Raw genomic sequence first — 25,591 nt, 5'->3', positions numbered from 1 at the left:
CGCCCCAGGAGGGGCAAAAAACTATTCGGTATTAGCACCGGTTTCCCGGAGTTATCCCGATCTGCAGGGCAGGTTGCCCACGTGTTACTCACCCGTCCGCCGCTAAACGTTGGGAGCAAGCTCCCGACGTTCCGCTCGACTTGCATGTATTAGGCATGCCGCCAGCGTTCGTCCTGAGCCAGGATCAAACTCTCCATTATAGAGTAGTGTTGATTGCTCAATACTGCTGGCGCATCGCCGTCCGAAGACGCACGATTCGCTTTGATCTGCGTGATGCTGATCAGTAGTTTGTGCGCGGGCCGTTTTGCGCGGCCGTTGCGTGTTGTTGACGTTTTGCTGTTCAGTTTTCAAGGTTCATGTTTGTGCCGCGCTCATTGGCGACTTGATTAATATACCATGCTCATTCCGCCGCGTCAACACTTTACGAGAGAAATTCTTCATTCAGTAAATTCTTTTTCGCTGAGGAAACTTTTCAGAATTTCGTGTCAGCTTAAAATTCAAAATCCGCTTTCGTTTTTGGCAAAATAAAAGCCCGCTGATCGCTCAGCGGGCTTGAAGATTACTCATCGTCTTCTGTTATTTCTTCTTCTACATCATCGATTGTCTCATTAGCCACTGCTTCATCTTCTGCGTAGACGTCTGCTCCGGCACTTTCTTCAATAAGTGCTTCATCCAGCTCCGCTTCCATCTCTTCAGCATCTTCCGGAATTTCGATATCTTTCTTCACGCGGGCCACTGTCGCCACCGTCTCATCTTCCGACAGACGGATCAGGCGGACGCCTTGCGTGCTTCTTCCAGTCGTAGAAATATCATTGACGTCCATGCGGATCAGAATGCCTTTGATCGTGATCAGCATGATGTCTTCTGTTCCATTGACTGTGCGCACCGCTACAAGCGGTCCGTTCTTGTCAGTGATCTGGCACGTCCGGATCCCCATACCGCCCCTTGACTGGACGCGATACTCGGATTCTTTCGTCTGCTTGCCATAACCTTTTTCAGTGATGACCAGAATATTGTCTCCCGGCTCAAGGATTTCCATGCCGACGACGCTGTCGCCTTCGCGCAAACGGATGCCTCGCACGCCGCTTGCTGTCCGGCCCATGCTGCGGATATCAGTTTCCGGGAAACGGATCAATGCGCCATCGCGCGTTCCGATGACCATCTCCTGCTTGCCGTCCGTCAGCTTCACGGAAATCAATTCGTCTTCTTCACGCAGGCTGATCGCTATCAAGCCGTTCTGGCGGATGTTGGCATAATTAGAAACCGGTGTCCGCTTGCTGACGCCATCGCGTGTTGTAAAGAAGAAGAAATCATCGTCCTTGAATTCTTCGACACGGATTACTGCTGTCACTTTCTCGTCTTTGCTGATCTCCAGCAAGTTGACTAAAGGCAAGCCTTTCGCAGTCCGTCCGTATTCAGGAATCTGATAGCCTTTCTTACGATACACTTTCCCTTTGCTCGTAAAGAACAAGATCGTGTCATGAGTTGACGTATATAGAAGGTGTTCAACGAAATCGTCGTCGTTCGTGCCCATTCCTTGTACGCCGCGCCCTCCACGTTTCTGGCTGCGGTACGTGTTAGCCGGCAGGCGTTTAACGTAACCATTATGCGTCAACGTGATGACAGATGCTTCTCTTGGAATCAAGTCTTCATCTTCGAACATTTCGGCGCCGCCTGTCGTAATTTCCGTTCTGCGGTCATCGCTAAAACGTTCTTTCACTTCATTCAATTCTTCACGGATGATTTCAAGGATGCGGTATTCATTCGCCAAAATCTCACGAAGCTCATCAATCAGCTTAATAAGCGCTTGATATTCTTCTTCAATTTTGTCGCGCTCCAGGCCAGTTAAACGCTGCAGACGCATATCCAAAATAGCCTGGGACTGTCGTTCCGACAAATTGAAATCGCTCATCAAACCGTTGCGGGCTTCTTCCGCCGTCTGAGAACCACGGATCAATGCGATGATCGCATCGATATGGTCGAGCGCAATACGCAGGCCTTCTAGGATGTGCGCACGGTCTTCCGCTTTCGTCAAATCGAATTGCGTACGACGGCGAATCACCACTTTTTGATGTTCTAAGTAATGGTAGAGAACCTCTTTCAATCCAAGAACTTTCGGATGGCCGTCAACCAGTGCAAGCATATTGATCCCAAAGCTTGTCTGCATCGCCGTTTGTTTATAGAGATTGTTCAATAATACGCTGGCACTTGCATCGCGGCGAACTTCGATGACAATCCGCATGCCGTTGCGGTCGGATTCATCGCGAAGGTCGGTGATGCCGTCAATTTTCTTGTCGCGCACAAGCTCCGCAATTTTTTCAATCAAACGTGCTTTATTGACCTGATAAGGAAGTTCGTGCACTAGAATGACTTCTTTGCCATTCGGCTTTGTTTCAATTTCAACAACAGAACGGATCAGAACTGACCCTTTGCCAGTTTCATAAGCTCGGCGGATGCCGCTCCGTCCAAGAATAATCCCGCCTGTCGGGAAATCAGGGCCTGGAAGGAATTCCATCAATTCTTCCGTGCTGATTGCCGAGTTTTCAGCTAATGCCAAAACCGCGTCAATCGTTTCGCCCAAATGATGGGGCGGAATGTTCGTTGCCATCCCTACTGCAATCCCTGACGTACCGTTAACCAGCAAGTTCGGGAATCGGCTAGGCAAGACGACCGGCTCTTTTTCTTGGCCATCATAGTTTTCTTTATAATCAATCGTGTTTTTGTTCAGATCGCGTAGCATTTCCATTGCGATTTTCGACATTTTCGATTCGGTATAGCGCATTGCAGCTGCTGCATCGCCATCAACCGAACCGAAGTTGCCGTGCCCGTCAACGAGCATATAACGGTAGCTGAAATCCTGTGCCATCCGTACCATTGTTTCGTAAACCGCGCTGTCACCGTGTGGATGGTATTTACCAATTACATCCCCGACGATACGCGCTGATTTTTTATAGGCTTTATCTGAAGTAATTCCTAAGTCATGCATCGCATAAAGGATGCGGCGATGAACAGGCTTCAGCCCATCGCGCACATCCGGCAAGGCACGGGAAACGATAACGCTCATTGCATAATCTAAAAAGGACGTGCGCATCTCCGTGCTTATATTTATTTCTTCAACACCACTGCTCGGCCGTTCAGCCATAACCGCAGCCTCCTCTCAACTACTCGATCCAAATTAAATATCCAAGTTTTTAACGTAACGTGCGTTTTCCTCAATGAAGTTCCGGCGCGGTTCCACGTCGTCACCCATCAGGATGTGGAAAGTTTCATCCGCGGTCATGGCGTCGTTCAGCGTAACTTGCAGCAATGTCCGTACATCCGGGTCCATTGTGGTATCCCATAATTGTGTAGCGTTCATCTCGCCGAGCCCTTTATAGCGCTGGATATTCGGTTTAGGCGTGCTCGGCAGTTTGCCAAGCGCTTCTTTTAGCTGTGCATCAGTGTATACATAATCTATATGCTTGCCTTGCTTGATCTGGAACAATGGCGGTTGGGCAATGTAGATATAGCCCGCTTCAATCAACGGACGCATGTAACGGAAGAAGAATGTCAGCAACAATGTGCGGATATGGGCACCATCGACGTCAGCATCAGTCATGATGACGACTTTGTGGTAGCGCGCTTTTTCCAAGTTGAACTCTTCTCCGATTCCCGTACCAAGCGCTGTGATGATGTTGCGGATCTCCGCATTCGACAAGATTTTGTCAAGGCGCGCTTTTTCAACGTTCAGGATTTTACCGCGCAGCGGCAGGATCGCCTGGAAATGGCGGTCACGGCCTGATTTGGCTGAACCTCCTGCAGAGTCTCCCTCAACAATGTAGATTTCACTGACTTTCGGATCGCGTGAAGAACAATCCGCCAATTTACCCGGCAGGCTCGAAACTTCGAGTACCGACTTGCGGCGTGTAAATTCACGCGCTTTTTTTGCCGCCATTCGGGCATGGGAAGCCATGATCCCTTTTTCAACAACTTTGCGAGAAATGGATGGATTTTCCAAAAGAAAGCGTTCAAAACCGGCTGAGAATAAATTATTGACGATTGGGCTCACCTCTGTGTTGCCCAGTTTCGTTTTGGTCTGGCCTTCAAACTGCGGATCCGGATGCTTGATCGAGATGATCGCAGTCAACCCTTCCCTAACGTCATCGCCTGTCAGGTTCGGATCTTGTTCTTTCAGCATGCCGTTTTTGCGCGCGTAATCATTGATGACCCGCGTCAATGCTGTCTTAAAGCCGGATTCATGCGTTCCGCCTTCATGCGTATTGATATTATTGGCAAAAGAGAAAATATTGGCGGCATAGCCCGCATTGTATTGCATCGCAACCTCGACAGTAATGCCATCTTTTTCAGACTCAACAAAAATCGCCTCTTCGTAAAGAGGGTCTTTGGATTTGTTCAGATGTTCGACGTAAGATTTGATGCCGCCTTCGAAGTGGTAGATTTTCTCTTTTTCTTCGCCTTCGCGTTCATCACTTGCCACAATTCTCAACCCGCGGTTCAAGTAAGCAAGTTCGCGCAGACGGTGGTCCAGGATATCAAATTCATAAACAGTCGTTTCCTTGAAGATATCGGAATCCGCTTTAAAACGAATCGTCGTGCCCGTATTTTCAGCGTCGCCGATGACATGCAGTTCTTCAGTCACCGCTCCGCGTTCAAATTTGATGTAATGGCGTTTGCCGTCCCGGTTCACGTAAACTTCCGTGACTTCAGACAAAGCGTTTACCACTGATGCGCCAACGCCGTGCAAACCACCGGAAACTTTATAGCCTCCGCCGCCGAATTTACCGCCGGCGTGGAGTACAGTCATAATGACTTCTACAGCCGGACGCCCCATTTTTTCCTGCATGCCGACTGGAATTCCGCGTCCGTTATCGACGACGCGAATCCAGTTGTCGGGTTCGATCGTGACTTGAATTTCATCGCAATAGCCTGCAAGCGCCTCATCGATGCTGTTATCAACAATTTCCCAAACCAAGTGGTGAAGCCCTTTCGCACTTGTGGAACCAATATACATCCCGGGTCTTTTGCGGACAGCTTCCAACCCTTCAAGAACTTGGATCTGACTAGCTTCATAAGATGGTTGAAGATTTTTTTCTTCCATTGCCATTCCGTTCACCTGCTCTTCCTTACTGCATTCTTTTTTACATTTTTTTTGCTAATGGCCCAATGTCCATGATTTGTTTAATGATGGCCTGCGCCTTCAAGGGCGATCCATAAATGAAATCATCCGTGATCACGAATGATTTCACTTTATCTATCGGTACGAGCAGCCGCGTAAAAGCGGACGGCGCGTAATTTCGAGTTGAAATGACAGCGATAATCCTGCTGGCCTGGATGGTCTGCTCGGTGCTTATTGAGATATAAACGGGAAATCACTCCTTGACTTCGCCTTTCACAACTTCGAAAAGGCGAGCATTTTGAATGGTTTCATGCTGTATCCCTTCCACGCTGGTCGTAGTGACGAACGTCTGGACCGAGCCATGGATCGTATTCAATAAATGCGATTGTCTATAATCATCCAATTCCGACAGCACATCATCCAGCAACAGCACCGGTGCTTCTCCGACTTCCTGTTTGATCAGTTCGATTTCAGCCAGTTTCAGCGACAAAGCCGTTGTTCTTTGCTGGCCTTGAGAACCATAAGTCTGAATATCATAGCCATTGACGAAAAATTGGAGATCATCGCGGTGAGGGCCGATAAGCGTCACTCCTCGCTCAATTTCCCGTTTCCTTACCTCTATAAGTTTTTGCTCTAAAAAAGACGCCATTTCTTGGGGCGTCCATTCAGGCTTTAGTCCACTGATCGGCTGATAGCGGATTTGAAGTTGTTCCAGCCCCCGGGAAATTCCGGAATGGATCGGTTCAGCCCATTTTTGCAACAGCTCCATAAACTGGTAGCGTTTGCGGATGATTTTCACCGCTGCTTCGATAAATTGTTCTGTATATACGTCGAACATGACATCATTGATTGCCTGTTTTCCATAATGTTGCTTAAGTATGTGGTTTCGTTGTTTTAAAAGTTTTTGGTACATCAATAAATCATGCAAATAGACTGGAGAAATCTGACCGATTTCCATATCGATAAAGCGCCTGCGCACTTGCGGGCTGCCTTTTACGAGATGAAGATCTTCGGGCGCGAACATGACGACGTTCAATTGCCCGATATAATCGCTAAGCCGCCGTTGTTCAAGATGGTTGACTTTCGCTTTTTTGCCTTTTTTCGACAAGATAATTTCAAGAGGCAATTTACCGTATTTACGATGCACATCACCCTTAATTTTACCATATTCAGATTCCCAGCGTATCAATTCTTTATCATTTGCCGTCCGATGCGATTTTGCCATTGATAACACATACAGCGATTCCATGATATTGGTCTTCCCTTGCGCATTTTCTCCTATAAAAACATTAATGCCCGGCGAAAATGTCAGTTCAAGCTTTTCGTAGTTCCGATAATTCGAAAGCTCGAGATGCTCAATCCACATCGAAGCTCAAGCCTTCAGCTACCACAATACGAAACTCCCCGATTTCTGGGATCGATACGGTGTCTTCCGGGCGGAGTTTTTTGCCTCTGCGATTTTCAGCTTCGCCATTGACGAAAACTTCATGTTCGCTAAGGAACCATTTTGCCATTCCTCCTGAACTGATTGTGTCAGTCATCTTAAGCAATTGGCCTAGTGTTATAAATTCTGTCTCAATACCTATTTCTTTCAAAATGCACTCATCCTTCGCTTCATAGTCTATCCCTCTATTTTACCCTATTTAGGGTAAAAAGTAAAAAGGATAGCCGTATAGGCTATCCTCGAGGGTCTTTTTGTTTTTTAATACGTTCGGACAGGAAGAATCAGCTGTAAAATCGAATCGTCCAAAGCGGACTTCAAAATAAATGGGCGCATAGGTCCTGTGAATTGAATCAGCACATCTTGCCCATCAATTGCTTTAAGGGCGTCCATCATGAATTTTGCACTAAACGAAATTTTCAAGTCTTCTCCTTCAATGCTTTGTGCTTGAAGCTGCTCTTCAACTTTCCCTACTTCCGGTGAATTAGAAGAAACTTCGATTTCATTGCCTGAATTTGTCGAGAAGCGCACGACATTATTGCGTTCTTCACGTGCCAATAATGACGCACGGTCAATTGCCTGCAGCAAAGAACGTCCATTGACTGTAACTTCCGTTTTGTATTCAGCAGGAATCAAGCGGGATGTATCCGGATAATTGCCTTCCAGCAAACGGGAGAAAAATAGGATGTGTTTCGTTTTGAACAAAACCTGCTGGTTCGTCATAACGATTTCAACCGGATCGGAATTGTCATCCAAAATTTTGTTCAGTTCGTTCAGGCTCTTGCCTGGGATAACTACGCTGTATTCATCTTCCGGCAAAGTTTCCAATTTAGTCTTGCGGCGCGCCAAACGGTGGCTGTCAGTTGCGACACAAACCAATTCCCCGTCTTTTACTTCCCAATGAACGCCAGTCAAAACAGGTCGCGTTTCAGAACTAGACACTGCAAATATCGTTTCGCGGTTAATTGTTTTCAAAAGGTCCGCAGGAATCGAGAATAATCGGTCATCTTGGATTTCAGGAAGCTGTGGATAATCCATTGCATCCAGTCCAATTAAATGGAATTCTGATTTCCCTGAGCGGATATGCGTCTGGAAGTTCCCCGTAATTTCGATTTCAACATCGTTTGTCGGCAATTTACGGATGATTTCCCCAAATACTTTTGCCTGAAGGACAATGCTTCCTCCTTGGGATACGCGAATAATCTGTTCGCCATCTTCTTCAGCCGGGATGAATGTCTGGATTGTGATATCTGAATCACTTCCTGTCAATCTCATTCCTTCTGAAGAAACATCCATTTTAATTCCCGTTAAGATCGGAATCGTCGTTTTTGAACTTACCGCTTTCATTACATCATTTAAACCTTCGACTAATCGTTCACGCATTATCTCGAATTTCATTCTCGAACCTCGCTTATATATATATTTTATTTAATGCTTTTAAAGTAATAATAGTAGTAGGGCCTGTGAATATGTGGATAAGCCTAAAATTCCGAATCACAGCGGGTTATCCACATGTAGATAGACTGTGTACAAACCCGTTGGGCATTTCGTGGGTTATCCACAAGCAAAATCAGCCTTTGCCGAGTGTACTTTTGATATCTTTAACATCTTGCTGGAGCTGCTGGTTGTCTTTCAGCATCCTCGAAATCTTCTCGTGGGCATGGATGACCGTCGTATGGTCCCGCCCTCCGAACTCTTCCCCAATTTTAGGCAGCGAAAAATCCGTCATTTCCCGGGACAAATACATTGCAACTTGGCGCGGATAGGCAATGTCCTTTGTCCGGCGCTTTGTCTTGAAATCTTCCAATTTCACATTAAATTGATCGCCGACGGCATTCTGAATGTCTAAAATCGTAATGACTTTCGGTTTTGAGTTCGGCATGATGTCTTTTAAAGCTTCAGCGGCCAGTTCAGCGCTCATATCACGGTTGATCAGCGAAGAATAAGCCACTACCCGGATCAATGCCCCTTCAAGTTCCCGGATATTTGAATCGATTGAATTGGCGATATACGTCATGACGTCATTCGGGATATCAAGGCCGTCAGCTTTCGCTTTTTTGCGCAAAATCGCAATGCGAGTTTCAAGATCCGGCGGTGTGATATCGGTAATAAGCCCCCATTCAAAGCGAGATCTTAAGCGATCCTCCAAGGTCGGAATCTCTTTCGGCGGCCGATCGCTGGAGATGATGATTTGTTTCGATTCTTCATGCAGTGTATTGAATGTATGGAAGAATTCCTCTTGCGTCTGCTCTTTTCCAGCCAAAAATTGAATATCATCAATCAATAAGATGTCGACGCTACGGTATTTATTGCGGAAATCGACGGTCTGATTGTCTCGGATCGAGTTAATGAACTCATTGGTGAATTTTTCCGAAGACAAATAAACCACCTTGGCATTCGGGTTGTGTTCAAGGACGTAATGTCCGATTGCGTGCATTAAATGTGTCTTGCCAAGTCCAACTCCACCGTAGATAAACAACGGATTATATGCTTTAGCTGGCGCTTCAGCGACCGCTAGCGAGGCAGCATGGGCAAAACGGTTGCCGGACCCGATTACAAACGTATCGAATGTATATTTCGGGTTCAGCATCCCAGGAAGAAATTCCTGCAGCTCATTCTGGCCAGGCTTTACGCGTGGGGCTGGTAGTTGAAAATCATCCATATCCTGATTTTTGGGCACAACAAACTTTATCAGCAGATCATCGCCCGTCAAATCTGAAAGGATTCCAGTAATTAAATGCACGTAATGGTTTTCCAACCAATCACGTGCAAACGAATTTGGCGCTGATATTGTGACTGTATCGCTCTGATAAGACAAAAGTTTTGTTGACTTTAACCACGTTTCAAAACTGGGTTTGGAGATTTTTGTTTCAACTTGGGCTAAGACACTTGACCATATTTCGTCTAAGTGTTCCAATAGCTTTTCTCCTTTATATGTAAATATTTTTTTAGTATACCATACACAAAATCACAGCCTGTGGATAACACTTACAAACAGACCGTTTATTAACTGTCCACACCTTACCCACAGTTTGTGGATAAGTTTTTTGTACGAAAAATTATCAACAAGTGAAAACAAGTTAATGTTATCAAAATAATTGAGACATTACAAGCGATTAATTAAGTTATCCACATTACAATTATTACACACAATAATTCTATCCACAGGGGGTTCTTATGTGAGGAAGTTGTAGATAAGGGGTGTGGATAAAATAGTTTACCAAAAAAATGCTGCACAGGGAAATATAATTTTTCTGGAGGGTATGTGGATAACTTTATATTAAGAGAAGGGGGGAGAAAGAGGGTAGAAAGAAACTTTTGGAGTCGCTTTTCATTCCGCTTCAGGCGGAAGCGTTCCGCGGGCACGGCTTCAGCCGCTTCCTTCGCTGCGCTCAGTCCAGGGTCTTCAGCTCGTCGCTCTGTCGCTTTGCTCCATCACTGCTCCCGCTGGAGTCGCCGCCTTCCGCTTCATTCAAAGAAATTTCTAGTTACCAGATACTAATTTTTATCTAGTTTATAATATGAAAGATATATTCTCTTTAGTTTATTCTGGTCTCTAGATATGAAGCAAAACAGCGGAGAAAACCTTACTGCTCCTGTCTCTGTCCCTGCAACGCTTCGCTAGCTTCGAGACATTAAAGTGCGTTGCAGCGCTATGCGCTTCGTCGCAAAGACTTGCCCTCGCAGGCTTCGGGTAAGTCTTGCCTGCGACGAAGCTAGCGAAGCGATGCAGAAGCACAAGGTTTTCGAAGCGACTGAGGAGGCTTGGCGCTCGCCCGCGGCAAGCGTAGCTGTTTTGCGGAATATCGGATCTACACATCAAATAAGACTTAGCTTTCACAAAAATCGCCAACAGGCATCTTTTTCAATAAGATATTGACATTTGATGCACAGCGACTATATAATAGTCAAGACTGTCTTTGAGAAATAGTTAACTTATATTCAGGAGGTGTCACCAATGACATTACGCACATACCAACCAAATAAACGTAAACACAGCAAAGTACACGGCTTCAGAGCACGTATGAGCACAAAAAACGGACGTAGAATAATCGCAGCACGCCGTCGTAAAGGAAGAAAAGTACTATCAGCTTAAGTCCACTGACCGCATCAGTGGTCTTTTTTTTCTTTTCTGCCGATTTTTCAGCAGAAATGAACCACAATAAGCAGGTGAAAAAATGAATAAGCACCAACGGATTAAGAAGAATAAAGAATTTCAGCGGATTTTCAAAAAAGGGAAATCTTTCGCGAATCGCCAGTTTATCGTCTATGTATTGAAAGACGATCAGCCGGAATTTCGCCTGGGATTGTCCGTCAGCAAAAAAGTGGGGAACGCAGTTACGCGAAACCGCATTAAACGTTTTATTCGGCAGGCATTTCTTGAAAACCACGCGGATTTGATGCAGAACGCCGATTATGTCATTATCGCCCGGCAACAGGCGGCCGATTTGGATTACCACGAAAGCAAAAAGAGTTTGGAGCATGTGCTGAAAATCGCACGCGCTTTGCCAAAGAACTAGAAAACACCACAAATTGAATGTTATTATAGAAGCAACTGAAAAGTAGTTTGGGGGAAGAAGGTTGAATAAACGCATTGCACTGCTTATTTCACTGATAGCGGTTTCATTGCTGCTAGCCGGCTGTACTGAGTTTGAACAGCCGATCAGTGCCGACAGCGAAGGATTTTGGAATGAATTTATCGTGTGGCCGCTGGTTTCAGCGATAACGTATTTTAAAGAACTGCTTGGAACGTACGGATTGGGAATCATTGCTGTAACAATCATTATCCGGGTGGCTTTATTGCCGCTGATGGTCAAACAGACGCGCAGTTCGAAGCGCATGCAGGAACTTCAGCCGGATTTGGCGAAACTTAAAGAAAAGTACAAATCGAAAGATGCGGTAACGCAGCAGAAATACCAGCAGGAAATGATGGCGATGTTTTCAGAGCGCGGTGTCAATCCAATGGCTGGCTGCTTGCCGGTACTGGTCCAGATGCCAGTATTGATCGGCTTCTACCACGCAATCAGCCGGATGAACAGTACACCGACGATCGATTTGGGTTCGTTCTTGATTTTCCCGCTCGCTGAACCAAGTATCATTTTGGCAATCATTGCCGGTTTGATGCAGTTTGTGGTTCTATTGACGGGGCCGGCGATGGACAATCCGCAGATGAAAATCATGATGTATTTCATGCCGCTGATGATTATCGGATTTGGTATCATCTTGCCATCAGCATTGACATTGTATTGGGTAATCGGGAATATTATTTCCCTTATTCAGAACCTGGTTATTTATCGTCCGTGGGAAAAGAAAAAGAAAGTTGCTTCGGCGGCTGTTGAGCTTGAAAAGCAACCTGTAGGCAAAAAGCAGACGAAACAAGTGAAACAAACGAAACAGCCTGTTAAAACGAAAGCAGGAGGGGCTAAAAAGTGAAACAGATTACGCAAACGGGTCTTACTGTTGAAAACGCGATATCTGCAGCATTAGAAAAACTCCAAGTAACTCGTGAAGAAGTCACAGTTCATGTAATTCAAACCGAAAAAAAGGGATTTTTAGGCTTCGGATCAAAGCAAGCTGAAGTTCAAGTCACTGTGAAAGAACTCGAGCCTGCGGAAAATCCTCCAGTAATGGAGGAAGAAGAGGCAGCAGTTGAGGCTGTTTCCAGTGAACCGAAAGAAATTTTAGAGGAATTGGTCGAAGAAGCGTCCGAAGAGTTGAACGAGCGGGCAATTGAAGAAACCAAAGCTTACATCCAATCGATTTCAAAAGGCATGAACATCGAAGACCTGAAAATCACGCATAAGCGCAAAGGCAAGCAAGTCAGTTTTTATCTGGAAAGTGAAAAAGTGGCGATGCTGATCGGAAAACGTGGCAATACGTTGAATTCCCTTCAGCAATTAGCACAGCTTGTCGCCAATAAGCATTCGGACCAATTCATGATCGTTGAGCTCGATGCCGAGAATTACCGGGAGCGGCGCCAGGAAACATTGGAGCAGCTGGCTGACCGGATGGCTGATAAAGCAATCCGCACAGGCGGCCGCGTCCAGTTTGAGCCGATGCCTTCCTATGAACGGAAAGTTATCCATCAGGCGCTGTCAAGGCGGCTTGATATCGACACGTATTCAGAAGGAAAAGAACCGAATCGTTATCTGGTCATTGAACCTCTAAGATAATAAATAGCAAAGAGCCGCCGAGAATTTCTCGGCGGCTCTTTTTATGGGGAGGAAGCCCGGTAAAAAATAAAAGGAAACGGAGCGCTCACCCTTTCCGAATAAAGGCATTTATGCTAATGTAATATGTTAGAAAGTCACGGGCATTTACCGGTTGTCCACATGTGGACAACTTTTAAAGCGCAATGGTGAATCCCGGGCTAGAGAAATCTTGGGGATAATTTTCAGGTTCTACATTTCAGGCTTCGGCGTTTTGCAGAAGCTGTTACGTTTTTTTTGATACTAAGGAGGATACAATAACATGGAATTCGATACAATAGCCGCGATATCCACGCCGAGCGGTGAAGGGGCCATAGCAATCGTCCGATTGAGCGGGCCGGAAGCTATCGGGATTGCTGATCGCATATTCCAGGCGCCAAGCGGAAAAAGTTTGGCTTCACAAGCCACCCATACGATACATTACGGCCATCTCAACGATCCGTGGACGGAGGAAATCGTCGAAGAAGTCATGGTATCGTTCATGAAGGCGCCAAAAACCTTCACACGCGAAGATGTCATCGAGATTAATTGCCACGGCGGCATTGTTTCTGTCAATCGGGTGCTGGCACTCGTTTTGCGTGCAGGTGCACGTTTGGCGGAGCCAGGGGAATTCACGAAGCGCGCATTCCTCAACGGGCGCATCGATTTGTCCCAAGCGGAAGCGGTGATGGATTTGATTCGCGCCAAAACGGACCGCGCCATGGATGTTGCGCTCAATCAGATGGAAGGGCGTTTGTCGAAACTGATTGGCACATTGCGCCAGGCGCTGCTGGAATCGATCGCCCAAATGGAAGTGAATATCGATTATCCGGAATACGACGACGTGGAAGAGATGACACGCCCGATTATGCTGGAAAAAGCGCAATGGGTGCGCAGTGAAATCGATAAACTGCTCCAGACCTCGTCGCAAGGGAAAATTCTGAGAGAAGGGCTTTCTACGGTCATTGTCGGCCGCCCGAATGTCGGAAAATCTTCACTCCTCAACAGTTTGGTGCAGGAAAACAAAGCAATTGTCACAGAAATAGCGGGCACAACCCGTGATATAATAGAGGAATATGTCAATGTCCGTGGAGTGCCGCTGCGTTTAGTGGACACTGCCGGGATCCGGGAAACCGAAGACATCGTTGAACGCATCGGCGTCGAACGCTCCCGGAAAGTGCTGAAAGAAGCGGATCTCATTCTTTACGTGCTGAATTACTCGGAGGCGCTGACGCCGGAAGATGCCTTGTTATTTGAAGCGGTGAAAGGCATGGATTACATTGTCGTTATCAACAAAACTGATTTGCCGCAGAAAATCGATTTGGCTGAAGTGCAAAAACTCGCAGGCGACAAACAGTTGATCACCACCTCTTTAATAGAAGAAGAAGGCATCGACCAGCTGGAAGAAGCTATTGCGAAGCTATTTTTTGAAGGATCGATTGAATCAGGGGATATGACGTACGTTTCCAATGCACGCCACATTTCCTTGCTTCACCAAGCGCACGCAACCATTTCAGATGCCATTGAGGCGGCCGAAATGGACGTGCCGGTGGATATGATCCAAATTGATGTTACGCGAACGTGGGAACTTCTTGGGGAAATCATCGGCGATACCGCGGATGATGGATTATTGAACCAATTGTTCTCGCAGTTCTGTCTAGGGAAATAAAACTCGAAGGGAATGAACGGACATGCCACAATACGAAGCAGGCACGTTCGATGTCATCGTCGTAGGCGCTGGCCATGCAGGAGCGGAAGCTGCTCTTGCATCAGCACGGATGGGCGCAAAAACGCTCGTTTTGACGATGAATCTGGATATGATCGCATTCATGCCTTGCAACCCGTCAATCGGCGGACCAGCAAAAGGCATCGTAGTACGCGAAATTGACGCACTTGGCGGAGCCATGGGGCGCGTTATCGATAAAACACACATTCAAATGAGAATGTTGAATACAGCAAAAGGGCCGGCAGTGCGCGCTTTGCGTGCGCAAGCCGATAAAGTGCTTTACCAGCAGGAAATGAAGCGTTTGATGGAAGAAGAGCCGAATTTGTCGCTCCACCAGGGCATTGCTGAAGAATTGATCGTTGAAGATGGCAAAGTCCAAGGGTTGATCACACAGGTAGGCGGCATTTATCGCGCCAAATCCGTTGTCATTACGACGGGAACATTCCTGCGCGGAGAAATCATCATCGGGGATCTGCGTTATTCAAGCGGTCCGAACAACCAGCAGCCGTCGATCAAGCTGGCAGAAAACCTGGAAGCGCTCGGATTTGAAACCGTGCGTTTCAAAACAGGGACGCCGCCGCGCGTAAACAGCAATTCGATCGACTACAGCAAGACTGAAATTCAGCCGGGAGATGATGTGCCGCGTGCATTCAGCTTTGAAACGACGGAATTCATCATGGACCAGCTGCCTTGCTGGCTGACGTATACAAACGAAAAAACTCACCAGATCATTGATGACAATCTGCATTTGTCGCCAATGTATTCTGGAATGATCAAAGGGACAGGGCCTCGTTATTGTCCGTCCATCGAAGATAAAGTCGTTCGTTTCAATGATAAGCCGCGCCATCAGATTTTCCTGGAGCCGGAAGGGCGCAATACGCGCGAGGTTTACGTACAAGGGCTTTCGACAAGTTTGCCTGAGCACGTCCAGCGCCAACTGCTGGAATCCATCCCAGGGCTTGAGAAAGCCGAAATGATGCGTGCTGGATATGCAATTGAATACGATTCCATCGTACCGACGCAATTATGGCCGACGCTCGAGTCGAAACAGCTTGAAAATCTGTACACGGCAGGCCAAATCAACGGCACGTCAGGCTACGAAGAAGCAGCGGGGCAAGGCTTGATGGCAGGTATCAATGCGGCAGCGAAAGTGCTGGGCAAAGAAGAAGTCATCTTGAGCCGTTCGGACGCTTATATCGGCGTCCTGATCGATGATCTGGTGACAAAAGGGACCAATGAACCGTATCGTTTATTGACGTCGCGCGCGGAATACCGCTTATTGCTGCGCCATGACAATGCGGACATGCGCTTGACGGAACTTGGTTTTAAAATCGGCATGATATCAGCTGAACGCTATGCAAAATTCATCGCGAAAAAAGAGCGGATTGAAGATGAAATCAAGCGTTTAAGAGCCATCATGATCAAGCCGACCGAAACTACCCAGCAAGCCATACGGGATGCAGGGGGCAGTGAGCTGAAAGATGGCATCCGCGGAGCAGATCTGTTGAAGCGTCCGGAAATGACCTATGAAATGATTTCCCAGCTGACGGCTTCCGAAGTGGAGCTGGAAGAAGAAGTGAAAGAACAAGTTGAAATCCACATTAAATACGAAGGCTACATCGAAAAATCGTTGCAGCAAGTCGATAAGCTGAAGAAAATGGAAAACAAAAAAATTCCAGAAAACATCGATTACCATGCGATTTCCGGGATTGCGACCGAGGCCCGCGGCAAGCTGACGGAAGTCCGGCCGCTCTCCATAGCACAGGCTTCACGCATATCCGGCGTGAACCCTGCTGACATTTCGATTCTTTTGGTGTATATTGAACAAGGAAGAATTGCGAAAATATCCAGTTAAGTGATAACGATAAAATGTGGGCTGGTTTGCGCCAGCCCATTTTTACATAGAAAACAGAACGGAAGAGGGAGGAACAAGCGCATGAACGAACAACAATTCAAAGACGCCCTCAGTGAGAAAGGGATTGAGCTTACGGACGGACAATTGGCTCAATTCCGGACATATTTCGAAGAACTGGTCGAGTGGAACGAAAAGATGAACCTGACAGCGATTACGGATCAGCCTTCTGTTTATTTGAAGCATTTCTACGATTCGGTTACTGCCGCTTTCTATCTGGACTTCACGAAGCCGATGAAATTATGCGACGTGGGGGCGGGTGCCGGATTCCCAAGTATTCCGTTGAAAATTTGTTTCCCGCACATTGAAGTGACGATTGTCGATTCCTTGAATAAACGGATTCAATTTCTGACGCATTTAAGTGACAAACTGAACTTGTCCGGCGTACGTTTTGTCCATGCGCGGGCGGAGGATTTCGGCCAGTCAGAGCACCGTGAAAAATATGACTTGGTGACTGCCAGAGCAGTAGCGCGCTTGTCGGTCCTGGCAGAATTGTGTGTTCCGCTTGTGAAGAACGGCGGATTATTCGCAGCGATGAAAGCCGCTTCGGCGCCTGATGAACTGGAAGACGCCAAAAAAGCGTTGGAAAAGCTCGGTGTTAAAAAGGAGAACGTATATTCGTTTAAATTGCCAGTGGAAGAAAGTGAACGCTATATTCAAGTGTTCCGCAAATTCAAAGCAACCCCGAAGAAATACCCGCGCAAACCGGGAATGCCGAACAAATCACCCATTGCTTAAGCAACAAAGACCCAAGAAAGTTATTGTTTCACGTGGAACATTGACATAAAGGTATCGAGTCACGGAATAGCGAATACTATGCAAGTGAGCTTTTTAAAAGGTGGTGCTTGAGGATGAAAAGTCCTTTCTCCCGGTTCTTTGGGGGCAGCGATAAAGCAAATGAACCAACAGAACAAGTTAATGAACAACCGGAAGTCCAAGAGGCGGCAGAAAGTTCCGAGGAAGTTGTTAAAATTCCGCGGGATAAAATCAGCGCCAATAAATTCCAGCCGCGGACCGTCTTTGATGAAGCAAAGATTGAAGAGCTGGCCCGCACCATCCATATGCACGGCGTCATACAGCCGATTGTGGTGCGCCCGACAGAAACAGGCGACCATTACGAAATCATCGCAGGGGAGCGTCGTTTCCGCGCCATGTCTTCGCTTGGCTGGGATGAAGTGCCGGCGATTGTCCGCAATCTGAGCGATAAAGAAACAGCTTCTATCGCGTTGATAGAAAATTTGCAGCGGGAAGAGCTGACTTCGATTGAAGAAGCGAATGCTTACCAAAACCTGCTGGAACTCCATGGCATTACACAAGAAGCGCTTGCCCAGCGCCTTGGCAAAGGGCAGTCGACTGTTGCCAATAAATTAAGGCTGCTGAAATTGCCGGCGGAGATCCAGCAGGCATTGCTTGACCGCAAATTGATGGAGCGCCATGCGCGTGCGCTGCTAAAAGTCAAAGACGGGGACATGCAGAAAAAGCTCTTCGATGAAACATTGGAAGAGAACCTGAATGTAAAGCAGCTTGAGCTGAAAGTGGAGAAGCTCTTGTCGACCGAGCCGAAAAAGGCAAAGCCGCGGCGCAAAGCTTTCAGCCGTGATGTGCGCATTGCCGTCAACACCATCAAGCAATCGTTGACGATGGTGTCAAAAAGCGGCATTGATGTATCCACGGAAGAAGAAGAACACGATGAATATTACCAGATTACGGTGAAAATCCCGAAGAAAAAATAGCGAAAAGCTCTTTCCCACGGCGGAAAGAGCTTTTTTAATATGAATGTAACCTTAATTTGTACATTGATTTGCTACAATAGATAAAGATATATCATTATTTTATGTATTATAGATGGTATTAACTCTGTGTGCGCAGTAAAATGAGAGAAGTATGAAAGAAAGTTGGTGCAAGTGTGGGTAGAATTATTGCGATCGCCAATCAAAAAGGCGGCGTAGGAAAAACGACATCTTCAGTGAATTTGAGTGCCTGCCTTGCTTATTTGGGCAAAAAGGTCCTTTTAATAGATATTGATCCGCAAGGGAACGCCACTAGTGGAGTAGGTGTCAACAAAGGCGATGTAGACCAATGTATTTACGAAGTGCTCATTGATGATGTGGACGTGAAAGATACGATTATGGAGACGAAAGTAGAAAATCTCCATGTCGTACCTGCCACAATTTCACTAGCGGGAGCGGAAATCGAATTGGTCTCGACAATGTCGAGGGAAGTTCGGCTGAAGACAGCGTTGCAGGAAGTCAAAGAAATGTACGATTACATCATCATTGACTGTCCACCATCATTGGGATTGCTGACGATCAACTCATTGACAGCTTCTGATGCAATTGTGATTCCCGTTCAATGCGAGTATTATGCATTAGAAGGATTGAGCCAGCTGCTGAGCACAGTGCGCTTGGTGCAGAAGCATTTAAATCATGACCTGGAAATCGACGGTGTTTTATTGACCATGCTCGACGCCCGGACGAATTTAGGTCTGCAGGTTATTGAAGAAGTGAAAAAGTATTTCCAGGATAAAGTTTACCGGACGATTATTCCACGGAATATCCGGTTAAGCGAAGCACCAAGCCACGGCGAACCGATCATTATTTATGATCCAAAATCCAGAGGCGCAGAAGTCTACTTAGATTTAGCAAGGGAAGTGATTCGTAATGGCTAAAGGATTAGGAAAAGGGATTAACGCGTTATTCCCAGGCGAATCATTGAGCGAGACAGAAAAGATCACACAGCTCAATATCAGCCAATTGCGCACGAACCCTTACCAGCCGAGGAAAGTTTTCGATGACACGGCGTTGCAGGAATTATCAGAGTCGATCAAAGAACACGGCATCCTTCAGCCTGTGGTGGTCCGCAAAAAAGGTAATAATTTTGAGTTAGTAGTGGGGGAGCGGCGTTTCCGAGCGGCTAAACTCGCGAAATTGGAAGAAGTTCCGGCCATCATCAAAGAGTTGAATGACCAGCAAATGATGGAACTTGCTATTCTGGAAAACCTTCAGCGTGAAGATTTGACGCCGATTGAAGAAGCGGAAGCCTACCAAAAGCTGATGGAAGCATTGAGCCTGACACAAGAACAACTGGCTTTCCGCCTCGGAAAAAGCCGTCCACACATCGCAAACCATGTGCGGCTGCTCGCCCTGCCAGAAAAAGTCCGCGAGATGATCTCGGACAAGAAGCTGACAATGGGCCACGGCCGTACGCTTCTTGGCCTGCGTTCCAAGAAACTGATTCCGGAAACAGCGGAAAAAGTAGTAAAAGAAAGCTTGAACGTCCGTCAATTAGAGAATCTTGTGCAGCGTCTGAATGAAGATGTTCCACGTGAAACAATTGAAAAGAAAAAAGATCTCTTTATAGAAGAAAAGCAATCCGAGCTGAGAGACCGCTTCGGAACGAGTGTCCAAATCAAAAAAACGAAAAATAAAGGGAAAATCGAAATCGAATTTTTCTCTGAAGAAGACCTGGAACGCATCCTTGAACTCCTAAACTAAGTCGAGCCTATTCCTCTTAAAAGGGAATAGGCTCTGCTATGCAGAGAACAGGGAAGCGCAGGCGGAAGGGGAAATGAATAGATGGTTCTCTTAGGGACATTGATTAACGCCGTTTTAATCGTTGTCGGCACGTTAATCGGGCGGGCACTTCGTAATATTCCTGAAAAGATGAAGGAAACGGTATTGTATGTGATTGGTTTGGCGGTTGTCGTACTGGGCTTGCAAATGGGAATCCAAAGCCAGAACTTTGTAGTAGTTATCATCAGTCTCGTATTTGGGGCGGTGATCGGCGAGTGGATCGACCTGGATAAGAAGTTGAATAGTTTCGGCCATTGGATTGAGGTCAAAATGGGTGCGAAAGAAAGCAAAGGAAGCATCGCACAAGGGTTCGTAACGGCTACGCTAATTTTCGTCATCGGCGCTATGGGCATTATCGGCGCACTTGAAAGCGGCTTGGCAAACGAACACGGCGTGTTGATCTCAAAAGGGCTGATTGATGGATTCACTTCAATCATCCTGGCATCGACGCTTGGCATCGGTGTATTGCTAGCTGCTATCCCGGTTTTCGTCTACCAAGGGCTGATTGCGCTATTCGCTACACAAATCAGCTTGTTGATACCGGAAGCGGCGCTTGATATGTTTATTACTGAAATGACGGCGACCGGCGGCGTCATGATTGTCGCCATCGGTTTGAATTTGATGGGCGTCACCAAAATGCGGGTTGCCAATTTATTGCCAGGAGTGTTAGTTGTTGCGATCATCGTCACGGTTATGTTTAAACTGAATTTGGGTTAATTGTAAGTTAGGATGGTGTAATAATGAGTGCACAAGCAATAGCTGATGTAACATCAGGAACTGAAAAAGTAAAAAAACTGTTATTGGATGAACAAATGTGGCTCGGCATCGGTTTTGTCGGCTTGAAAGTTTTCTTGATTGTCATCTTAGCGGTAATTGTTGTAAGGGTTGCTAAGGTGCTGATCCGTAAAACATTTGCGGTGCGCATAAAAGGGCCGTTGAAATATAACGAGCGGCGGCAGCAGACGATGTCGAAATTGCTCGAGAACGTCATTGCGTATGTGGTATATTTTATGGCCATCATTGCGGTACTGTCGGCATTCACGATTGATATTACTGGGTTGATTGCCGGGGCCGGGGTGCTCGGGTTGGCCATCGGTTTTGGCGCACAAAACTTGGTGCGCGACATCATCACTGGATTCTTTATCATTTTTGAAGACCAGTTCTCGGTTGGCGATTATGTCCGCATCGGGCAGGCCGAAGGGACCGTCGAAGAAATCGGGCTCCGGACAACGAAAGTCAAAGGCTTTACAGGGGAATTGTTTATCTTCCCGAATGGCAATGTAACGGATGTCGTGAATTTTTCGATCCACAATTCCATTGCAGTGGTCGACATCAACATTTCGTACGAGTCGGATATGGCGAAGGTCGAGCAGCTGATCCAGGAATTCCTCGAAGACATACAGGATAAATACGAACAAATCATCAAACCGCCTGAATTGCTGGGCGTACAGAACTTGACGACGACGGAAGTGGTCATGCGCATCATTGCGGAAACGTTGCCGATGCAGCATTTTGCCGTTTCACGCGGACTGCGCCGCGACTTGAAGGAATTTCTCGATACACAAGGCGTGGAAATTCCATATCCACGGATGGTCATGGTGCAGCGCTCGCCAGAAGACACCAATCCGTCGGTAATTGCCAAAAAGTAAGAAAGGGGCAAAGTCATGGAAATGAAGGAATTCGGTTTGAACGACATCGTGGAAATGAAAAAAGGCCATCCATGCGGGGCGAACGCCTGGAAAATTATCCGCATGGGTGCAGACATCCGCATCAAATGCGAGGGCTGTCAGCATAGCGTCATGATTCCGCGGGTGGAATTCAATAAAAAGATGAAACGGGTGTTGGTTAAGGCCGAGCAGGAGTAGAATTATATTTAAATAGTATATTTGTATAAGTTTGGTAAAATGGACAGAACTGATTTTCATTCTTATAATAGAATGGTTGCAAAAAAATAATTCGTTTTTAAAAGAAGAGAGGTCGTGAATCCTATGGCATTGACTGCAGGGATTGTAGGATTACCAAACGTGGGGAAATCCACATTATTTAACGCTATTACAAAGGCGGGGGCCGAAGCAGCCAACTACCCGTTTTGTACGATAGATCCGAACGTCGGAATCGTAGAAGTTCCAGACGAACGCTTAGACAAATTGACGGAATTGGTGGATCCGAAGAAAACGGTTCCTACCGCTTTCGAATTCACTGATATTGCCGGCATCGTTAAAGGCGCCAGTAAAGGTGAAGGGCTTGGGAATAAATTCCTTTCGCATATCCGTGAAGTAGATGCAATCTGCCAAGTCGTGCGCTGTTTCGCTGACGACAATGTTACGCATGTATCAGGCAAAGTGGATCCGATTTCCGATATCGAAGTCATCAACTTGGAATTGATCCTTGCTGACATGGAAAGCATCGAAAAACGCATTGCGCGCGCTGCCAAACTTGTGAAGCAAAGAGACAAAGATGCAATTGCTGAAGAGCCTGTTCTTATGAAGTTGCGCGAAGCCTTCGAAGATGGCCAAATGGCCCGTTCGATCGACTTTACGGAAGACGAGCTGCGCATCGCGAAAAACTTGAACTTGCTGACGCTTAAGCCGATGCTTTATGTAGCAAACGTAGCGGAAGATGAAATCGCGGAAGCGGACAACAACGAATATGTTCAACAAGTACGCGATTATGCGGCAGAACAGAATGCGGAAGTTATCGTTATCTGTGCGAAAATCGAGGAAGAAATGGCTGAATTGGACGACGAGGAGAAAGCGATGTTCCTTGAAGAATTGGGCATCAAAGAATCCGGTCTGGATCAATTGGTCAAAGCATCTTACAGCTTGCTCGGGCTTGCCACTTACTTTACTGCCGGTGTGCAGGAAGTGCGTGCATGGACATTTAAAAAAGGAATGAAAGCCCCACAATGTGCTGGCGTCATCCACTCTGATTTCGAACGCGGCTTTATCCGCGCCGAGACGGTAGCTTATGAAGACCTTGTTGAAGCGGGTTCGATGGCAGCTGCAAAAGAAGCCGGCAAAGTGCGTCAAGAAGGTAAAGAATACATCGTTAAAGACGGCGACGTTATGCTTTTCCGTTTTAACGTCTAAGCAAAAAGCTTCAAATATTTAAGCAATTTATAAGGGACGAGGTTTAGAAACCGTCCCAAATGGCAATAAACATTTCAGAGCTGTAATACAAGACAACGCATCACGCCACGGAACAATATGAAGGGGACCGAATGCCTTAGCGCTCGGTCTTTTTAAATTAGGAGGATCAGAAATGCTTTTGTTCGTATATGGAACATTGAAAGAAGGCGGGAAATACCATTGCTATTTGGGTGAAGCCGATTTAGTCGCAGAACACGCCATGGCCACAGGAACGTTATATGATACAGGGATGGGCTATCCAGCAATGGTGAAAGCTGAACAAGGAGAAATCCAAGGACAGGTTTATGACATTCCGGAAGAACTATGGCCGGCCATAGACGATCTTGAAGGGTATACTGCTCAAGCAGAAACTGACCTTTTCGATAAACAGACAATCGAGGTCTACGCGAACGGTGAAGTTATGGAAACCATTGTGTACGTGGCGAATGCAAACGGGTTATTGAAAGAAAAAGTGGAGACGGGCGTCTGGGATGTTCGGGTTGCACAAGAACAAGCGTAAATCGAAAAGCACCGGGAGGATTTATTCTCCGGTGCTTTTTTTGTATGGATTATCGGCGTAGATCCGCAGACGCGGCAGCTTGGGATCGTCAAGAACCCAGCTGTCATCCCGTTCTTGCAGCAGCTGCCGGTACATATGGAAATCGCCATAGGCACCGGCAGCGAGCATAGCGGCCAACAGCATAAGGGTCTGGCTTTCGAGCCAAAAGCCGAGCGCCGCCGGAAGGACAGCGGTCATCCAAAACGGCAGCAAAAGGGCTTTTTTCATGGCTTTGATCGGAATCGCGCGGCTGGTGGTGGCGTACGCGATGCCCATGTCCAGGTCGAAGCCGTAATCGAGCGATGAAATCGGCACTTTGCCGAAAACGACGAAGCCGATCAAATGGAATAATTCATGGAGCACGATTAGGGCCGTGTAGCCGGCCGTGAAGAACAAGACCGCCCACCAAGAAAAGCCGAACGACAGCGGCTCCGTGAAGAAATGGTAGGCAGCGGCAAAAATCACGACGAGCAAGACGTTCGCCCAAAATGCTTTCGGTGCGATTTCCCTGATATCCAATTCAATGACGCGGACCGGTTCCACTCGATCACTTCCTTTGAGCATTTGCCTAAATTATAGCGCAAGCGGCAGTGAAAAACATGCTTGCGGCGGATGTCCAAACATGGTACAATACATTGATGTGAGTAATAATATGAATTGCTTGCTCCTTGCCCGCTGGAAACAGCAGGGCCCAAGTCCATGAGGAGGTGACAACACGATGAGAGAATATGAATTAATGTATATCATTCAGCCTGCAATTGAAGAGGAAGCTAAAAAAGCTCTAGTTGAGCGTTTTAACGACATCCTAACTACAAACGGCGCTGAAATCATCGAGTCGAAAGAGTGGGGTAAACGTCGTTTAGCTTATGAAATCAACGATTTGCGTGAAGGTTTCTACCAGATCGTAAAAGTAAACGCTGGTTCTGAAGCTATCAACGAATACACACGTCTTGCGAACATTAACGAAGACATTATCCGTCATATTGCTGTACGCAAAGACGTATAAGCAAAAGACGGCAGCCTTAAAAATATTGACTTAAAAGGAGGTTGAATTCTGATGATTAACCGAGTTGTTTTAGTCGGAAGACTGACAAAAGATCCAGACCTTCGCTACACTCCAAGCGGTGCGGCAGTTGCCCGTTTTACACTTGCTGTAAACCGGACATTCTCCAATGCGCAAGGGGAGAAGGAAACTGATTTTATCAATTGTACCGTTTGGCGCAAACAAGCTGAAAACACAGCGAATTTCCTGAAAAAAGGAAGCTTGGCTGGCGTAGAAGGCCGCATTCAAACTGGAAGCTACGAGGGGCAGGACGGAAAGCGCGTTTATACGACGGAAGTCGTTGCAGACAGCGTCCAATTCCTGGAACCGAAAAGTTCTGGAGCTGGTGCAGACCGTTCACAAGGACAACAGCCGTCCTATCAACAGAACCAATCGCCAAGCCCAAGTCAGCAAAACCCAAGCCAACAAAACTATACACGCGTAGACCAGGATCCGTTCTCAAGCGGCAGCGGCCCGATCGAAGTATCGGACGACGATCTGCCATTCTAATGAACGCTGGAACTAGCGGCTAAAATCCAACAAAAAAGGAGGTAATTCGATATGGCACCACGTCGCGGAGGCAAAAAGCGTAAAAAGGTTTGTTATTTTACGTCAAACAACATCACGCACATCGATTATAAAGATACTGACCTATTGAAGAAATTTATTTCTGAAAGAGGAAAAATCTTGCCACGTCGTGTTACAGGCACTAGCGCTAAATGGCAACGTAAGTTGACAATCGCTATCAAACGCTCACGTATCATGGCACTTCTACCATTCGTAGCTGAAGAAAGATAATTTTCGAAAAGACCGGGAAACCGGTCTTTTTTTTGTTGTTTTAGACGCCTTTTCATTGCGCTTTAGGCGGACGCTTTCCGCGGGGCAAGCGAAGCTGTTTTGCGGAATA

Annotated in this window: 25 protein-coding genes and 1 rRNA gene; 18 read left to right on the top strand and 8 right to left on the bottom strand. The window is 46.6% G+C overall.

Translation table 11 applies throughout. The annotated features are described in order from the left end of the window. The 7 genes from AC4EHB_RS10985 to dnaA all read right to left on the bottom strand — a co-directional run. Positions 1-200: ribosomal RNA gene (locus AC4EHB_RS10985) — 16S ribosomal RNA — on the bottom strand; the annotation flags it as partial. 359 nt (positions 201-559) lie between these two features. Next, complete coding sequence (gyrA, locus tag AC4EHB_RS10980) at positions 560-3,142, bottom strand: DNA gyrase subunit A (RefSeq protein ID WP_490981472.1); 2,583 nt, start codon at positions 3,140-3,142, stop codon at positions 560-562. A gap of 33 nt (positions 3,143-3,175) precedes the next feature. After that, positions 3,176-5,104: a DNA topoisomerase (ATP-hydrolyzing) subunit B gene (gyrB, locus tag AC4EHB_RS10975; RefSeq protein ID WP_490975585.1), complete on the bottom strand. Its 1,929-nt coding sequence runs from the start codon at positions 5,102-5,104 to the stop codon at positions 3,176-3,178. Between the two features lie 265 nt (positions 5,105-5,369). Beyond that, the gene (gene recF / locus AC4EHB_RS10970) at positions 5,370-6,482 is read right to left on the bottom strand and encodes a DNA replication/repair protein RecF (protein WP_490975584.1); all 1,113 of its coding nucleotides are present in this window, start codon (positions 6,480-6,482) and stop codon (positions 5,370-5,372) included. Further along, a complete protein-coding gene (yaaA, locus tag AC4EHB_RS10965) occupies positions 6,472-6,711 on the bottom strand; it encodes a S4 domain-containing protein YaaA (protein WP_490975583.1) in 240 nt (79 codons plus the stop codon). Before yaaA ends, recF begins: the two co-directional genes overlap by 11 nt. 107 nt (positions 6,712-6,818) lie before the next feature. Next, positions 6,819-7,955: a DNA polymerase III subunit beta gene (dnaN, locus tag AC4EHB_RS10960; protein ID WP_135500497.1), complete on the bottom strand. Its 1,137-nt coding sequence runs from the start codon at positions 7,953-7,955 to the stop codon at positions 6,819-6,821. Between the two features lie 172 nt (positions 7,956-8,127). Continuing rightward, entirely contained in the window at positions 8,128-9,474 is a 1,347-nt protein-coding gene (gene dnaA, locus AC4EHB_RS10955; RefSeq protein ID WP_490981471.1) for a chromosomal replication initiator protein DnaA, read from the bottom strand. Between the two features lie 1,041 nt (positions 9,475-10,515). Here dnaA and rpmH point away from each other — a divergent pair. The 15 genes from rpmH (at position 10,516) to AC4EHB_RS10880 (ending at position 23,603) form a co-directional block, all read left to right on the top strand. Next, positions 10,516-10,653 (top strand): 50S ribosomal protein L34, encoded by a 138-nt coding sequence (rpmH, locus tag AC4EHB_RS10950; protein WP_144839691.1) that lies wholly within the window; start codon positions 10,516-10,518, stop codon positions 10,651-10,653. 82 nt (positions 10,654-10,735) lie between these two features. Next, complete coding sequence (rnpA, locus tag AC4EHB_RS10945) at positions 10,736-11,077, top strand: ribonuclease P protein component (RefSeq protein WP_490975581.1); 342 nt, start codon at positions 10,736-10,738, stop codon at positions 11,075-11,077. A gap of 61 nt (positions 11,078-11,138) precedes the next feature. Continuing rightward, entirely contained in the window at positions 11,139-11,990 is an 852-nt protein-coding gene (yidC, locus tag AC4EHB_RS10940; protein WP_490975580.1) for a membrane protein insertase YidC, read from the top strand. Beyond that, on the top strand, positions 11,987-12,730 hold the full coding sequence (gene jag / locus AC4EHB_RS10935) for an RNA-binding cell elongation regulator Jag/EloR (protein ID WP_490981470.1): 744 nt from the start codon (positions 11,987-11,989) through the stop codon (positions 12,728-12,730). The genes yidC and jag overlap by 4 nt, the downstream gene beginning before the upstream one ends. 298 nt (positions 12,731-13,028) lie before the next feature. Continuing rightward, the gene (gene mnmE / locus AC4EHB_RS10930; protein ID WP_490975578.1) at positions 13,029-14,414 is read left to right on the top strand and encodes a tRNA uridine-5-carboxymethylaminomethyl(34) synthesis GTPase MnmE; all 1,386 of its coding nucleotides are present in this window, start codon (positions 13,029-13,031) and stop codon (positions 14,412-14,414) included. Between the two features lie 22 nt (positions 14,415-14,436). Then, positions 14,437-16,326 carry a tRNA uridine-5-carboxymethylaminomethyl(34) synthesis enzyme MnmG gene (mnmG, locus tag AC4EHB_RS10925; protein ID WP_490975577.1) on the top strand — a complete coding sequence of 630 codons (1,890 nt, stop codon included), beginning with the start codon at positions 14,437-14,439 and terminating at the stop codon, positions 16,324-16,326. Positions 16,327-16,407: 81 nt separating this feature from the next. Beyond that, complete coding sequence (gene rsmG / locus AC4EHB_RS10920) at positions 16,408-17,121, top strand: 16S rRNA (guanine(527)-N(7))-methyltransferase RsmG (protein WP_490981469.1); 714 nt, start codon at positions 16,408-16,410, stop codon at positions 17,119-17,121. Between the two features lie 113 nt (positions 17,122-17,234). Then, positions 17,235-18,116, top strand: coding sequence for a nucleoid occlusion protein (noc, locus tag AC4EHB_RS10915; protein ID WP_490981468.1), 882 nt, complete (start codon positions 17,235-17,237; stop codon positions 18,114-18,116). Between the two features lie 173 nt (positions 18,117-18,289). Then, complete coding sequence (locus tag AC4EHB_RS10910) at positions 18,290-19,051, top strand: ParA family protein (RefSeq protein WP_135500506.1); 762 nt, start codon at positions 18,290-18,292, stop codon at positions 19,049-19,051. Further along, entirely contained in the window at positions 19,044-19,877 is an 834-nt protein-coding gene (locus AC4EHB_RS10905; RefSeq protein WP_490981467.1) for a ParB/RepB/Spo0J family partition protein, read from the top strand. The genes AC4EHB_RS10910 and AC4EHB_RS10905 overlap by 8 nt, the downstream gene beginning before the upstream one ends. Positions 19,878-19,958: 81 nt before the next feature. Next, on the top strand, positions 19,959-20,672 hold the full coding sequence (locus tag AC4EHB_RS10900) for a DUF554 domain-containing protein (protein ID WP_490975573.1): 714 nt from the start codon (positions 19,959-19,961) through the stop codon (positions 20,670-20,672). 23 nt (positions 20,673-20,695) lie between these two features. Continuing rightward, positions 20,696-21,604 carry a mechanosensitive ion channel family protein gene (locus tag AC4EHB_RS10895; RefSeq protein ID WP_490975572.1) on the top strand — a complete coding sequence of 303 codons (909 nt, stop codon included), beginning with the start codon at positions 20,696-20,698 and terminating at the stop codon, positions 21,602-21,604. Positions 21,605-21,619: 15 nt separating this feature from the next. After that, entirely contained in the window at positions 21,620-21,820 is a 201-nt protein-coding gene (locus tag AC4EHB_RS10890) for a DUF951 domain-containing protein (protein ID WP_135500509.1), read from the top strand. A 123-nt stretch (positions 21,821-21,943) separates the two neighbouring features. Further along, complete coding sequence (gene ychF / locus AC4EHB_RS10885) at positions 21,944-23,044, top strand: redox-regulated ATPase YchF (RefSeq protein WP_490975657.1); 1,101 nt, start codon at positions 21,944-21,946, stop codon at positions 23,042-23,044. 172 nt (positions 23,045-23,216) lie between these two features. Next, positions 23,217-23,603: a gamma-glutamylcyclotransferase family protein gene (locus AC4EHB_RS10880; protein ID WP_490975571.1), complete on the top strand. Its 387-nt coding sequence runs from the start codon at positions 23,217-23,219 to the stop codon at positions 23,601-23,603. Between the two features lie 21 nt (positions 23,604-23,624). Here AC4EHB_RS10880 and AC4EHB_RS10875 read toward each other — a convergent pair whose 3' ends face one another. Next, entirely contained in the window at positions 23,625-24,185 is a 561-nt protein-coding gene (locus tag AC4EHB_RS10875) for a DUF3267 domain-containing protein (protein WP_490981466.1), read from the bottom strand. 175 nt (positions 24,186-24,360) lie between these two features. Here AC4EHB_RS10875 and rpsF point away from each other — a divergent pair, with 175 nt between their 5' ends. The 3 genes from rpsF to rpsR are packed head-to-tail and all read left to right on the top strand — an operon-like array spanning position 24,361 to position 25,482. Further along, positions 24,361-24,648 (top strand): 30S ribosomal protein S6, encoded by a 288-nt coding sequence (rpsF, locus tag AC4EHB_RS10870; protein ID WP_135500512.1) that lies wholly within the window; start codon positions 24,361-24,363, stop codon positions 24,646-24,648. 51 nt (positions 24,649-24,699) lie between these two features. Beyond that, complete coding sequence (gene ssb / locus AC4EHB_RS10865) at positions 24,700-25,194, top strand: single-stranded DNA-binding protein (protein WP_135500513.1); 495 nt, start codon at positions 24,700-24,702, stop codon at positions 25,192-25,194. Between the two features lie 51 nt (positions 25,195-25,245). Continuing rightward, positions 25,246-25,482: a 30S ribosomal protein S18 gene (rpsR, locus tag AC4EHB_RS10860; protein WP_006830564.1), complete on the top strand. Its 237-nt coding sequence runs from the start codon at positions 25,246-25,248 to the stop codon at positions 25,480-25,482. Positions 25,483-25,591: the final 109 nt, after the last annotated feature.

Source organism: Planococcus sp. TJ-302 (genome assembly GCF_058268455.1).
The sequence above is the reverse complement of the archived record's forward strand: the minus strand, read 5'-3'. Positions and strand labels throughout refer to the sequence as shown.

What these genes read in the sequence shown, in the direction of transcription:
- ychF (WP_490975657.1), top strand. Translation starts at nt 21,944, where the DNA reads ATGGCATTGACTGCAGGGATTGTAGGATTACCAAACGTGGGGAAATCC.
- AC4EHB_RS10890 (WP_135500509.1), top strand. Translation starts at nt 21,620, where the DNA reads ATGGAAATGAAGGAATTCGGTTTGAACGACATCGTGGAAATGAAAAAA.
- AC4EHB_RS10895 (WP_490975572.1), top strand. Translation starts at nt 20,696, where the DNA reads ATGAGTGCACAAGCAATAGCTGATGTAACATCAGGAACTGAAAAAGTA.
- rsmG (WP_490981469.1), top strand. Translation starts at nt 16,408, where the DNA reads ATGAACGAACAACAATTCAAAGACGCCCTCAGTGAGAAAGGGATTGAG.
- recF (WP_490975584.1), bottom strand. Translation starts at nt 6,482, where the DNA reads ATGTGGATTGAGCATCTCGAGCTTTCGAATTATCGGAACTACGAAAAG.
- mnmE (WP_490975578.1), top strand. Translation starts at nt 13,029, where the DNA reads ATGGAATTCGATACAATAGCCGCGATATCCACGCCGAGCGGTGAAGGG.
- rpsF (WP_135500512.1), top strand. Translation starts at nt 24,361, where the DNA reads ATGAGAGAATATGAATTAATGTATATCATTCAGCCTGCAATTGAAGAG.
- AC4EHB_RS10905 (WP_490981467.1), top strand. Translation starts at nt 19,044, where the DNA reads ATGGCTAAAGGATTAGGAAAAGGGATTAACGCGTTATTCCCAGGCGAA.
- mnmG (WP_490975577.1), top strand. Translation starts at nt 14,437, where the DNA reads ATGCCACAATACGAAGCAGGCACGTTCGATGTCATCGTCGTAGGCGCT.
- gyrB (WP_490975585.1), bottom strand. Translation starts at nt 5,104, where the DNA reads ATGGCAATGGAAGAAAAAAATCTTCAACCATCTTATGAAGCTAGTCAG.
- rpmH (WP_144839691.1), top strand. Translation starts at nt 10,516, where the DNA reads ATGACATTACGCACATACCAACCAAATAAACGTAAACACAGCAAAGTA.
- dnaN (WP_135500497.1), bottom strand. Translation starts at nt 7,955, where the DNA reads ATGAAATTCGAGATAATGCGTGAACGATTAGTCGAAGGTTTAAATGAT.
- ssb (WP_135500513.1), top strand. Translation starts at nt 24,700, where the DNA reads ATGATTAACCGAGTTGTTTTAGTCGGAAGACTGACAAAAGATCCAGAC.
- noc (WP_490981468.1), top strand. Translation starts at nt 17,235, where the DNA reads ATGAAAAGTCCTTTCTCCCGGTTCTTTGGGGGCAGCGATAAAGCAAAT.
- rpsR (WP_006830564.1), top strand. Translation starts at nt 25,246, where the DNA reads ATGGCACCACGTCGCGGAGGCAAAAAGCGTAAAAAGGTTTGTTATTTT.
- AC4EHB_RS10900 (WP_490975573.1), top strand. Translation starts at nt 19,959, where the DNA reads ATGGTTCTCTTAGGGACATTGATTAACGCCGTTTTAATCGTTGTCGGC.
- AC4EHB_RS10880 (WP_490975571.1), top strand. Translation starts at nt 23,217, where the DNA reads ATGCTTTTGTTCGTATATGGAACATTGAAAGAAGGCGGGAAATACCAT.
- gyrA (WP_490981472.1), bottom strand. Translation starts at nt 3,142, where the DNA reads ATGGCTGAACGGCCGAGCAGTGGTGTTGAAGAAATAAATATAAGCACG.
- rnpA (WP_490975581.1), top strand. Translation starts at nt 10,736, where the DNA reads ATGAATAAGCACCAACGGATTAAGAAGAATAAAGAATTTCAGCGGATT.